Annotated in this window: 11 protein-coding genes; 5 read left to right on the top strand and 6 right to left on the bottom strand. The window is 70.0% G+C overall.

The genetic code is table 11. The features are described 5' to 3' along the window. Positions 1–247: 247 nt before the first annotated feature. A complete protein-coding gene (locus ACZ6TI_RS26230) occupies positions 248–844 on the bottom strand; it encodes a hypothetical protein (protein ID WP_465347779.1) in 597 nt (198 codons plus the stop codon). Positions 845–1,481: 637 nt separating this feature from the next. Between ACZ6TI_RS26230 and ACZ6TI_RS26225 the strand changes: the two genes are divergently transcribed. Then, positions 1,482–2,066, top strand: a complete 585-nt coding sequence (locus ACZ6TI_RS26225; RefSeq protein WP_465347778.1) for a chloramphenicol phosphotransferase CPT family protein — start codon at positions 1,482–1,484, stop codon at positions 2,064–2,066. Positions 2,067–2,406: 340 nt separating this feature from the next. Here ACZ6TI_RS26225 and ACZ6TI_RS26220 read toward each other — a convergent pair whose 3' ends face one another. Both ACZ6TI_RS26220 and ACZ6TI_RS26215 read right to left on the bottom strand, forming a co-directional pair. Beyond that, positions 2,407–2,661: a hypothetical protein gene (locus ACZ6TI_RS26220; protein WP_465347777.1), complete on the bottom strand. Its 255-nt coding sequence runs from the start codon at positions 2,659–2,661 to the stop codon at positions 2,407–2,409. 33 nt (positions 2,662–2,694) lie between these two features. Beyond that, on the bottom strand, positions 2,695–3,228 hold the full coding sequence (locus ACZ6TI_RS26215) for a M48 metallopeptidase family protein (protein WP_465347776.1): 534 nt from the start codon (positions 3,226–3,228) through the stop codon (positions 2,695–2,697). A 459-nt stretch (positions 3,229–3,687) separates the two neighbouring features. Between ACZ6TI_RS26215 and ACZ6TI_RS26210 the strand changes: the two genes are divergently transcribed. From ACZ6TI_RS26210 to ACZ6TI_RS26200, 3 genes are all read left to right on the top strand, one after another. Continuing rightward, positions 3,688–3,849: a DUF5679 domain-containing protein gene (locus tag ACZ6TI_RS26210; protein WP_015625326.1), complete on the top strand. Its 162-nt coding sequence runs from the start codon at positions 3,688–3,690 to the stop codon at positions 3,847–3,849. Positions 3,850–4,059: 210 nt separating this feature from the next. Then, positions 4,060–5,097, top strand: a complete 1,038-nt coding sequence (locus ACZ6TI_RS26205; protein ID WP_465347775.1) for a ThiF family adenylyltransferase — start codon at positions 4,060–4,062, stop codon at positions 5,095–5,097. A gap of 106 nt (positions 5,098–5,203) precedes the next feature. Further along, positions 5,204–6,553 (top strand): ABC1 kinase family protein, encoded by a 1,350-nt coding sequence (locus ACZ6TI_RS26200; RefSeq protein ID WP_465347774.1) that lies wholly within the window; start codon positions 5,204–5,206, stop codon positions 6,551–6,553. 249 nt (positions 6,554–6,802) lie between these two features. On the opposite strand, the gene ACZ6TI_RS26195 is transcribed toward ACZ6TI_RS26200, so the two are convergent. The 3 genes from ACZ6TI_RS26195 to ACZ6TI_RS26185 form a co-directional block, all read right to left on the bottom strand. Continuing rightward, positions 6,803–7,162 carry a WhiB family transcriptional regulator gene (locus ACZ6TI_RS26195; RefSeq protein ID WP_465347773.1) on the bottom strand — a complete coding sequence of 120 codons (360 nt, stop codon included), beginning with the start codon at positions 7,160–7,162 and terminating at the stop codon, positions 6,803–6,805. Between the two features lie 140 nt (positions 7,163–7,302). Further along, positions 7,303–7,587, bottom strand: coding sequence for a hypothetical protein (locus ACZ6TI_RS26190; RefSeq protein ID WP_465347772.1), 285 nt, complete (start codon positions 7,585–7,587; stop codon positions 7,303–7,305). A gap of 123 nt (positions 7,588–7,710) precedes the next feature. Further along, on the bottom strand, positions 7,711–9,855 hold the full coding sequence (locus ACZ6TI_RS26185) for an ATP-dependent DNA helicase UvrD2 (RefSeq protein WP_465347771.1): 2,145 nt from the start codon (positions 9,853–9,855) through the stop codon (positions 7,711–7,713). Positions 9,856–9,937: 82 nt separating this feature from the next. Between ACZ6TI_RS26185 and ACZ6TI_RS26180 the strand changes: the two genes are divergently transcribed. After that, complete coding sequence (locus ACZ6TI_RS26180) at positions 9,938–10,180, top strand: mycoredoxin (protein WP_465347770.1); 243 nt, start codon at positions 9,938–9,940, stop codon at positions 10,178–10,180. Positions 10,181–10,707: the final 527 nt, after the last annotated feature.

Below are 10,707 nucleotides of genomic sequence, written 5' to 3'. Positions count from 1 at the left end.
GACCAACAGGCCCGGCCCGCGCTCACCCAGCCCCGCCAGCCCATTCCAGAACGACCAACAGGCCCGGCCCGCGCTCACCCAGCCCCGCCAGCCCATTCCAGAACGACCAACAGGCCCGGCCCGCGCTCACCCAGCCCCGCCAGCCCAGCCATTCCTGGACGCCTGGCAAGTCCAGCCGGGGCACGCCCAAATCCCGCCCAGCCCAGCCCAGCCCGGCCAGCTCCACTCGTCGACCGTTCACCGCGGCTCAGACGTCGAGCAGTGCCCTGGTGTTCTCCCAGCCCTCCAGGGCGGGATCCAGGGCGGCCACGTCGGCCGGGCCGCGCAGGCGGTGCCACTCAGGGGTGGATTCGACGTCGCCGGGCTTGGGCGCGGTCCGGCGCAGCGACATCGGGGTGGCTGAGTCCAGGTCGTGGTCCACCAGCCAGTCGGGCGGGGGCAGCCGAGTCGCGACCCCGAAGAGGCCCGTCCCGGTCCCGGTCGGCGCGACGCCGACCGGCTTGCGATCGAGTGGCCGCAGCAGCTTGCCCAGAATCATCCCCGGCACGTCGGCCGCGTCCCCGGCAATCACCGCGGCCTGGTCGAAGCCGTCCTTGGCGGCCGCCTCGAGAGCCGGCCGAACGGTCGCCGTGGCCACCTCATAGATCCGCGTCCCCGGCCAGGCGATCTCCCCGGCCAACCCAAGATCGTCAGCAGTGGCAGCAATGGCCGGCTCGGCCGTGGCAAGCCGCGCCAGCAGATCAACCACGTCCTCGGCAAGAGCCGCCCGCCACGCCACAAGCTCAACCCCAGGCGGCGCCCACAACACCGGAACCAGCAACACCACCACTACTCGCCGCACCACAACCCGAGGCTATCCCCACCCGTTCGCCCACAACGCGCGCCGTACCACCGGCCCAGCCGCCTAAAGCGCCCGGCCGGGACGACGATCAACTCAATCCCGCTGGGACCATAGGCGGACACGGCGCCAGTCAACCCCTGACTGGGCGCTGTGGACGGACGGTCCCCAGCTGGGGACCGTGAGCGGACGGCCCCCCGTCGATCCCCTGACCACGACACCCCTCCACGGCAGGCCGACCGCCGCACCACGCGCCGGCCGGACGACCGTCACGACATCCCCGCGCCGAGACGACGGACCGACGATCCAAACGGTCCCCACAGAGGCACGCTCGCGCGTGGGCACCAACCGCGCGGAACACCCCCGGCCGGACATCCATCACCACATCCCCGCGCCAGAACGACGCAGAAGACCCGAATCGCTATCCAAAGCGAGGCGCGTCCCACGCGTCGGCTCCGACTGCCCGAACAACCCGGGGCCAGATGGCCATCACTTCATCCCCGCGCCGGGACGACGGGGACGAACCGAATCGCTCGCCCACCAAGGCACGCTCAGGCGTCGGCCCTGACCGCCCGAAACACAAGGGACTGCCATCCTGTGGTCCACCGGCCGGGGCCAGGGGTGGGGCTGGGACGATGGGCGGATGGCCCGGGTCGTCTTTCTCAACGGCGCGTCGTCGGCCGGCAAGACCAGCATCGGCAGAGCGCTTCAGGATCTGGCGAAGGAGCCGTTCATGCTGCTGGGGCTGGACACCTGCTTCGCGATGGTGCCGCCGCGCTGGGCCGGCGGGCCGGAAGGGCCGATGCGGCACCTGGGTTTCGCCTATCACCCGCTGCCGGACGACGACGGCCGGCCGATGCTCGAGATCACCTATGGCGAGGTGGGCTGGCAGATGATGACCGGCTTCCACCGTGCCGCGATGGAGCTCGTCCGGGCCGGCAACTCCGTCATCGTCGACGAGATGCTGCTCGGTCCCCGGGTCCGCGACGACTGGCTCGAAGTCCTCGAGCCCTGGCATCCGCTCCTGGTCGGCGTCTTCTGCACCGACGAGGAACTCACCGGACGAGAGGAGGCACGCGGCAACCGTCCGGGCCTGGCGCGCTGGTCGGCCCGCCAATCCCACCAGGGCATGCACTACGACCTGACCCTGGACACCACCGCAACAGCGCCGGCCATCGCCGCGGCAAAGATCGCCAGTGCCCTCCAACTCAGCGCCGACCAGAGATAGCCCGGCCGATCCCCAGAGGCCCGCCGATCCCCAGAGCCGCCCATCCCCAGTCCGCGTCCTGTCGATCAAGTGAGGCTGCGGCGTGGGCCTGACGCAGCCTGCCGACGTCCGCAGTGCGGCCCTGCAGCCCGACGCCATCCGACTCTTGGACTTCGCCTCGCCCACGCTTGATCGACTGGCGGCGGGCGAACTCCGAACCGACCACCTCCAGGCACCAGCTCGCCCAGCTTCTCCTGCACGCCCAGTCGGTCATGTTGACCTTCGTCACCTTGCGAGCCAATCCGAGCAAGGACACGGCTCGGCTGCCCCCGGCGCCGAGGCCGAAAGTTCCGCACCGCCCTCACCGGCGACGGCCTTCCCTTGCTGCGCGGAGCCGGCCGTCGGCCATGATCAGGCCGGCGGCCGCCGAGATGCCTCCGAGGTAGCGGGCTCGGCGTGCCGAAAGGCGGGCGCAGGCGAGGCGGGCGCAGGCGAGGCAGGCGCAGGCGAGGCGGGCGCAGGCGAGGCGGGACTGGGCGTCGGGGAAGGGCGAGTGGGCAGCCAGCCGGCAGGCGAAGCGCAGCGAGCCGGTCTCGGCGGGAGCTGCGGCGCGCAACCACCGCCCACCTACGACATCTTGAAGTTGATCTTAGTCGTCCGCCATGACCAAGCCGGTGGCCGCGCTGATCCCCTCGAGATAGCCCCTGGCCCGCTCGGCCTTCGGGTAGCGGTTGACCAGGTCCCAGAAGCGCGCGCTGTGGCTCGGCACGACGAGATGGGCGAGTTCGTGCAGCAGCACGTAGTCGATCACCCAGTCGGGCATCTCCTGGATGCGATGCGAGATGCGGATCGTGCCGTCGTCGGGGGTGCAGCTCCCCCAGCGGCCGTTCTGGTTGGTCACCCAGCGCACGCTGGCCGGGTTGACCTTGCGGACGTGGTCGGGCAGGTAGCGCGCGGTCAGACGCCGGGCGCGGGCGGTCAACTCGTCGTCGCTACGCTGAACGCGCTCTTCCCGCGCCGCCAGCCGGGCGAGCATCCGCTCGACCCACTCCATCTCCTCCGCGCGGGAGAAGCGGTCGGGAATGAGCACGACGACCCGCTCGCCGTCACGGTAGGCGGAAACCGTCCGGCGCCTGCGCTGGCTACGCCGCACTTCGACGACAGGCTTGCGCGTCCGGGCCACTACCGGCTCGCAAGGCCCAGATTCGGGTTCACGTAGAGACGCTAATCCGTGAGACCCGTGTCACCGCAAGGGTATGCCAAACGACACGCGCCGGAAAAATGAGCTTTGCCCCCGGCTGACCGAAAAAATTTTCCGGAACCGCAACACGGGTGCCCGTACCCCACCACAAAAGGGGCTCCGAAACCACGTCATCGTCCTGTTTGGTAGCTTCTGAGCGTATTCGTCGGCGTGTCCCGGCATATCTGCTTAAAAAGGACCGACCGTGGTCGCACACTCACGTCGTCGGCAACATGGCCGACGCTGCGCTGACATGGAAACGGCCCGACCTGGGTAGTGACCGCCCCGAACGGGCGGCCGCATCCACGTGGTCGCGGACGGTCCAGCGCCGAACACACTCGCGGCCCGACGCCGCGAACGGCACCGGGCCGGCCGGGCCGACGAACATGACGAGGAGGAACCGTGGCCGACAACACGTACAACGGCTACTGCGTGAAGTGCAAGGAGAAGCGTGACTTCCAGGGCACCGTGGAAGTCTCGAAGACCGGAATGAACATGGCCAAGGGCAAGTGCCCGGTCTGTGGCACGACGGTCAACCGCATCCTGGGCAAGGCCAAGGCCTGACCAGCGGTTCTCTGACGAGGGGCGGCTTCGGCCGCCCCTCACCCATTCGAGGCGTAACCGTGTCGATCCAGACACGTTGAGTAATTGTGGATTGCCGTCCCCATCCCTGTGGATAACTTGTCCAGGCCTGTGGATAACCGAGCGTGGCTCGGTGGGCAGCCTGTGGATAACCTGCCGTCAGCGCGATCGGGCAGTGACACCCTGTGACCCATGGCTCTCCAGCGTCCCCTCCTGCTCCCCGGCCTCCCGCACCTCTGGCGCGACCCACACACCCTCCAGCTGGGCGGCGATCCGGCCCGCGCGGTGCTGCTCGACCTCCCCGATCGCAGTGCGGCCCTGCTGCTCGACCTGATCGACGGCACCCGCCCCGAGCGACTCCTGTTCAGCCAGGCGGCCCGGCGCGGCATCCCGGAACGCGAAGCCCGCGCCCTGCTCGACACGCTGCACGAGGCCGGCCTGGTGATCTCCGCCCCGGCGCTGTTGCCCCCGTCCGCCGACCCCCACCGCCTGTTGAGCGAGGCCAGCGCGCTCGCGCACCGGTCACGCCCCGGCCACTGGCATCCCCAAACCAGGTCCGACACCCCCGCCGGCGTCCTGCGCCGCCGGGAGGCCTCGGTTGTCCGCATCGCCGGCGAGGGCCGTCTCGGCCCCGGCATCGCGCTCGCCCTGGCCGAGTCCGGCGTCGGCCACCTGGACCTGGATCTCCCCGGCGAGGTCACCGAGACCGACCTTCCCGGCAGCCCGCTCCGCGAGACAGACCTCGGCGAGCCGAGGGTCAAGGCGGTCACTTCGGTCCTGCTCCGCGCGACCCCGAAGATCAACCTCCGACCGGTACGCCGCACCGCCGCCACCCTGCAGATCCAACTCCGCCACCGGCAGCCCGTGCCGCTGCTGGCCGCCGCCATGCAACGACGTGGCCAGCCGCACCTGATGGTGATGATCCGCGAGGGCCTGGCAGTGATCGGCCCGTTCGTGCCGGCCACCGGCAGACCGTGCGTGCAATGCATCGACCTGCACCGCCGAGACCGGGATCCGGGCTGGTCCGACCCGATGCCGCCGTTCGAGCCGTGCACCGCGGCAACCGTGCTGGCCGCCACCGCCTACGCCACTTCCGAGGCCCTGGCTCACATCGACGGCGACACCCCGGAGACCACCGCCGCCACCGCCGAGATCAGCGCCCCCGGCCGCCAGCGCCGCCGCACCTGGCCCGCACACCCGTCGTGCCCCTGCCGCCGGCGGCGGGAGTGAGTGTGATCTCGATTTCGAGCAGGAAGATGCGGACTTTTGGGGAGCCTTCGTGACGGATGGCGCGACCTGGGCGGTTGAAGCCCGTCGCTTCGGTCACAATGATCTGGTGAGCGACATACCGCGTCGTGCGGTGTCCCGGACTGCCAAGCTTGCCGCACTGCCCCTCGGCTTTGCCGGGCGCACGGCACTTGGACTGGGCAAACGGGCCGTGGGTGCGGCTGCGGACGTGATCTCTGCCGACATTCAGCAGCGCACCGCAGAGCAGCTCTTCAGCGTGCTGGGGCAGCTCAAGGGCGGGGCGATGAAGTTCGGCCAGGCCCTGTCGGTGCTCGAGGCGGCGATGCCCGACGAGATGGCCGGGCCCTACCGCCTGGCGCTCACCAAGCTGCAGGAGGCCGCGCCGCCGATGCCGGCGGCGAACGTGCACAAGGCGCTGGACGAGCAACTCGGCGCGGACTGGCGGGACAGGTTCGCCGAGTTCGACGACAGCCCGGCGGCCGCGGCCAGCATCGGGCAGGTGCACAAGGCGCTGTGGAAGCTGCCGCCGAGCCGCAAGGGTGCCAAGCCGAAGGCCGTTCCGGTGGCCGTGAAGATCCAATACCCGGGCGCCGGCGACGCGCTCGTGTCGGATCTCAAGCAGCTGTCCCGGCTGGCCGGCATGTTCAAGATCATCCAGCCGGGGATGGACATCAAGCCCCTGGTGGCCGAGCTGCGCGACCGCATCGTCGAGGAACTCGACTATGCGATGGAGGCAAAGACGCAGACCGCGTTCGCCGACGCCTTCGCCGGCGACGCCGAGATCCACGTGCCACGGGTGCTCGCGCACGCGCCGCAGGTGCTGGTCACCGAGTGGGTGGACGGCACGCCGCTGGCCAAGGTGATCAGCGACGGCACCGAGGACGAGCGCGACGAGGCCGGCCGGCTGATGGCGACGCTGCACTTCTCGGCGCCGACCCGAGCCGGGCTGCTGCACGCCGACCCGCACCCGGGAAACTTCCGCATCCTGCCGGACGGCCGGCTCGGCGTGATCGACTTCGGGGCGGTGGCCCGGCTGCCCGGCGGGCACCCCGAGCCGATCGGGCGGCTGGTGCGGCTGGCCCTGGCCGGAGACGCGCAGGGCGTCGCCGACGGGCTGCGCGACGAGGGCTTCCTCAAGCCGGACGACCACATCGACGCCGAAGCGGTGCTGAAGTTCCTGCGTCCGATGATCGAGCCGGTGGCGGTGGACGAGTTCCGCTTCACCCGGGCGTGGATGCGCGGCGAGGCGCAGCGGCTGTCCAGCCCGAAGTCGCCGGCCTTCCAACTCAGCCGCAAGATCAACCTGCCGCCGTCATATCTGCTGATCCACCGGGTGACGATCGGCTCGATCGGGGTGCTGTGCCAGCTCGAGGCCAAGGCGCCCTACCGGGCGATCCTGGAGAAGTGGCTGCCGGGATTCGCCCCGACAAAGGCGTGACGAAAGCCCGTCCGCGGTTGCGGACGGGCTTTCATCGGTTATTCCTAGAGTGGACGACCACCCAGTTCACGTACAGCGCGTTGGCGCGATTCCGCGGCTACGCGGCGGGCGAGTCGGCGAGCCTCAGTTGACTGAGGCTCACGCGTTCGGGCTCGACTCAGGGCGTATTGGAAAAGTTTCACCTTCGGGGCTCCGTTCAGCGTCATGTCGGTCATCGTCTTCCGGATCGGGTGGGCAACGGTGGTCATGTCAGGCCGCCAGTCGGACGGCGTTGCGCTCGAGGCCGTTCGCCGCGAGCCGTTCCTCAACTTCGACCTTCAGCTCGGCGTCGCGAGCGACGTCGGACTTGCGGGGACGACCGCGGGGCCGCTTACGCGGGACCACAGCGCCACGCTCGAAGATCTCGCCGCCCCAGACACCCCAGGGCTCGCTCCGCTCGACCGCACCGGCCAGGCACTCGACGCGCAGCGGGCAGTCCCCGCAGAGCGACTTCGCCAGTTCCAGCTGGGCCGGGGAGTCCGAGAACCAAAGGTCCGGGTCGAACTTCCGACAGGGCAGGTTTGCCTCGAGCTCGACGCTCACGTCGAGTGGGGCCAGCGCCAGACTCATAAAGCCCGGTCACCTCTCTCTTCTCTCGATCTTCTGGATCGCCGTACAGGTCGTGCACCGGCGGTAAGCCGGCAAAGAAATAGGCCGCGGATCCCGGTTACGGGTTCCGCGGCCTCGAGGTGAGCCGGCTGGTCTGTTTATCAGACCGGCCTTCCTCGAGGCGGGACGCCGCTGGCACCATCCGTCACGGACACGCCATTGCCGCCACCGAACCCAGTGCTGCCATCAACCACTGCGCTGCCCTTCAGGGCCGCCATGCCGCTGTCGCCGAGAACCAAGATCCGAGCCAGCTCGGCCTGGGTCTGGACCTGGTGCACCTGCGAAAGCGGGGCCCGCTCTGCCACCAGGATCGGCAGTTGAGCGGACGGAGCGCACGCAGAAGTCAGCAGCGTCGACGGTCGCTGAATCGTGTAGTAGATCTCCATCGGTGCCACCTCCTCCATCACGTTCACTCGATCTTGGCTAGAACCCCTTGGAGCAGACGCGCTCCTCAAGGTGTGCGTTGAGACTATGACCCGCGTAGCAGCGAGGGCAAACGAATTAACGGACTAGTTTTCAAAGTTTTCTCCAGCAAGATCATCAGGGCTCCGGCCAGCCACCAGAGCGAACACCTGGGGGCCGTACTGGCCGAGCTTTCGGGGGCCTATTCCGGCAATTGCGAGGAGCTCCGGCGGGGTCGCCGGCTTGCGCTCGGCCAGGGCCACCAGGGTCGCGTCGGTGAACACCACGTAGGCCGGAACGTCCAGCTCCGACGCTGTCCGGCGGCGCCACTCCTGCAGTCGCTCATAGAGAGCCTCGTCGATGTCCGACGGGCACGTCGGGCACCGGCCGAGCTTGCGGTCGGCCCCCGCCAGCAGGGTGGCGCCGCAGATCCGGCAGGACGAGACCTGCGAACGACGCCGGTCGGGTTTCCGACTGATGGGTGACGCGCCGGCCCTTTCCGTGCCCCCGCCACGCCGCTCGAGCTGCGGCAGGAACCGGCACGGACGCCGGGCACGGCCGCCGCCGGAACGGGACTGGCCATAGGAAAGCCAGAGCCATTGCCGGGCCCGGGTGACCCCGACATAGAGCAGCCGCCGCTCCTCCTCGATCTGCTCGTTCGTCTTCGCATAGGTCGTCGGCAGCGTGCCGTCGGAGAGCCCGACCAGGAACACCGCGTCCCACTCCAGGCCCTTGGCGGAGTGCAGGGAGGCGAGCGTGACGCCCTCGACGGTCGGGGCGTGCTGCTGCTCGGCGCGGTGTGCCAGCTCCTGCACGAAGTCGGTGAGCGTGACGTCGCGCTGGACGGCGCCGGCCTGCCCGATCGGCACCACGCCGGGCGTTTTCGCGTACTCCTCAGCCAGGGTGACCAGCGCGGAGAGCGCCTCCCACTGCTCGCGCGCCGCGCCACCCGGCGGGGGCCGATCGCGGGCCCAGCCCAGCGCGGAGAGCGCGTCGACGACGGCCTGGACCAGCGGGGTCTCGCCCGGCGTGGACCGCACCGCCGAACGCAGCGCGATCATCGCCTGCCGCACCTCGGCCCGCTCGAAGAACCGCTCGGCGCCGCGCACCACATAGGGCACCTCGAGCTCGGCGAGCGCCTTTTCATAGGACTCGGACTGCGCGTTCGTGCGGAACAGCACCGCGATCTCGCTGGCCGGCGTGCCCGTGGTGATCAGCTCGCGGCACCGCCGGGCCACCGCGGTCGCCTCGCCGGACTCGTCCGGGAAGATCTTGAGCTCGGGCTCGGCGCCCGGCGGACGCTGCCCCTGCAACTCCAGCCGCAGCTTGGCCTCGCTGCCCCGGGCCTGCTTGATCACCGCGTTGGCCAGGCCCACCACCTGCGGGGTCGAGCGGTAGTCGCGGACCAGCCGCACCACCACCGCGTCGCGCCGCAGCCGCGGGAAATCGATCAGATAGGCCGAGGTCGCGCCGGTGAACGAATAGATCGTCTGGCTGGCGTCGCCGACCACGGTCAGGTCGTCGCGGCCGCCCAGCCAGGCGTCGAGCAGGCGCTGCTGCAGCGGGTTGACGTCCTGGTATTCGTCGACCACGAAGTGCCGGTATTGCGCCCGGATCTGCTCGGCGACGTCGGGGTGCTCCTCGATGCCCCAGACCGCGGCGCGCAACATGTCCTCGAAGTCGATCACGCCCTGCCTGCGCTTGAGCTCCTCATATGCCGCGAAGACCTCGGCGACCTTGGCCGGATCGAATGGTGGCTCGCGCAGCGCCTTGGCCGCGGCGACCGGGTATTCGCCCGGCTCGACCAGGGATGATTTCGCCCACTCGATCTCGCCGGCCAGGTCGCGCGCGCCGGTGCGGTCGGCCCGCACGTTGACCCGCGCCGCGGCCAGGCCGACCAGTCGCGCTTTGCTCTCCAGCAACTCGGGCATCGCGCGCCCCTCGAGCAGCCGCGGCGCGAAATAACGCACCTGGCGCAGCGCGGCCGCGTGGAACGTGCGCGCCTGCACCCCGCCGGCGCCGAGCGCGGTGAGCCGGGCCCGCATCTCGGCGGCGGCCCGCGCGGTGAACGTGACGGCCAGGACGTGCCGGGCGCTGATCTCGCCGGTCAGCGTGCGATAAGCGATCCGGTGCGTGATCGCCCGCGTCTTGCCGGTGCCCGCGCCGGCCAGGATGCAGACCGGGCCGGCCGGGGCGGTCACCGCCTTACGCTGATCGGGGTCAAGCCCGGCGAGCACACGTTCCGCTGTCACAGTCGGGAATCATGGCACCCGGGTACGACGTTTCCCCGGAAGGCACCGACGAGAGTGACCCAGGCCGAAGGAGTCCCGACCGATGTTGACCATGTACTCGACCACCTGGTGCGGCTACTGCCACCGGCTGAAGTCGCAACTCGACCGGGAGGGCATCGCCTACGAAGTCGTCGACATCGAGCAGGATTCGGCCGCCGCGGAGTTCGTGATGAGTGTCAACGGCGGCAACCAGACGGTCCCGACGCTCAAGTTCGACGACGGCTCGGCCCTCACCAACCCGAGCATCGTCGACGTCAAGAAGCACCTGGCCGCGACGTCGGCCTGACTTTCACGATCAAGATCGGGTCGTAGCGGGGTGGTGGGTTCGGTTCGCTGCTCCCGCCGAGGGTCGGGGCCGGTCATCCAGTCGCCTGGCGGCTCCTGAACGGATGCCCACCCCCTCCACCTGCGTGAGTGGTCACCCTCCCCGCTGACGCGGACCCCCTCGCCCCGCCCCGCCCCGCTCCGTTTCGTTTCGTTTCGTTTCGTTTCGCGAAGCCTCGGACCCCACCGGTCCGGGGCTTCGCCACATCAGGACCCACATCCTCGCGGTAGACGCTCGTGTGGACGCTTGGTCATGCCGCGATCGGCTGGTCGGCCTCGCAGCTGCGTGCAGGTCGTGGATACCTGCCCGCGACGCTACGCAGCAGCCCGTGCTTCCCCACCGCTCTCGGCCGATGGCCCCACTAATCCGGTCTCGGCCGTCCGAAGTCGCCGAACCCACTCGATGGCGTCCAGCCCGCCAGCCGCGGCGTGGCCACCTTCTCGATTGCGCAGTGTGGCCGGGCGCAGTGTGGCCGGGCGCAGTGTGGC

Source organism: Actinoplanes sp. NPDC051388, assembly GCF_055586225.1.
Note: the sequence above shows the minus strand (reverse complement) of the source record. Positions and strands in the feature narration are given on the sequence as shown.

Coding starts and splice junctions, on each gene's coding strand:
- ACZ6TI_RS26225 (WP_465347778.1), top strand. CDS start 1,482: ATGGCCCGGGTCGTCTTTCTCAACGGCGCGTCGTCGGCCGGCAAGACC.
- ACZ6TI_RS26205 (WP_465347775.1), top strand. CDS start 4,060: ATGGCTCTCCAGCGTCCCCTCCTGCTCCCCGGCCTCCCGCACCTCTGG.
- ACZ6TI_RS26195 (WP_465347773.1), bottom strand. CDS start 7,162: ATGAGTCTGGCGCTGGCCCCACTCGACGTGAGCGTCGAGCTCGAGGCA.
- ACZ6TI_RS26190 (WP_465347772.1), bottom strand. CDS start 7,587: ATGGAGATCTACTACACGATTCAGCGACCGTCGACGCTGCTGACTTCT.
- ACZ6TI_RS26180 (WP_465347770.1), top strand. CDS start 9,938: ATGTTGACCATGTACTCGACCACCTGGTGCGGCTACTGCCACCGGCTG.